The organism is Corallococcus praedator (genome assembly GCF_003612125.1).
Taxonomy (GTDB): domain Bacteria; phylum Myxococcota; class Myxococcia; order Myxococcales; family Myxococcaceae; genus Corallococcus; species Corallococcus praedator.
In genome coordinates this window covers 1-410 of sequence record NZ_RAWI01001260.1, presented here as the reverse complement: position 1 = coordinate 410, position 410 = coordinate 1, and the positions used below count along the sequence as shown (strand labels likewise).

Genomic DNA, 410 nt, shown 5'->3' with positions numbered 1-410 from the left:
GGCCACGCCCGCGGCTTCAACCGCGGCCAGATCTTCGCCCGCGACGGCCGGCTGGTCGCATCCGTCACGCAGGAAGGACTGATGCGGCTGCGCGAGTGAGCGCGGGCATCTAGAAGCCGATCGGTATCACCGGGACCGCGGGCGGCGGGCTCGTCTCCGCTTCCAGGGCCGGCATATTGAAACGGACCCGCATGACGCAGGCTGCCGCGCCTGTCGACGACGCCGGGAACTTCGCCTGGCGCACCAGCGACAGCGCGCTGTCTCCAAACGCCGCGGCGGGTTCGGCGAGCAGCAGCTTCATGTTTCCGGTCGCGCCCCATGGCGCGATATCATATTGCACGATCGCCCAGCCCTCGATCGCGCGGCGCTGGAATTGCGGCGGAAACTGCCCTGTCGGCATCGGGGTCGCT

Annotated in this window: 1 protein-coding gene and 1 pseudogene; one reads left to right on the top strand and one right to left on the bottom strand. The window is 69.3% G+C overall.

Annotation, left to right across the window (positions count from 1 at the left end; all coding sequences use genetic code 11):
- Positions 1–99: pseudogene (locus D7Y13_RS43995) on the top strand (acyl-CoA thioesterase II); the annotation flags it as partial.
- A 10-nt stretch (positions 100–109) separates the two neighbouring features.
- Here the strand turns inward: D7Y13_RS43995 and D7Y13_RS43990 are convergent.
- The coding region (locus tag D7Y13_RS43990; protein ID WP_120631156.1) for an energy transducer TonB at positions 110–410 on the bottom strand (301 nt) is incomplete at its 5' end.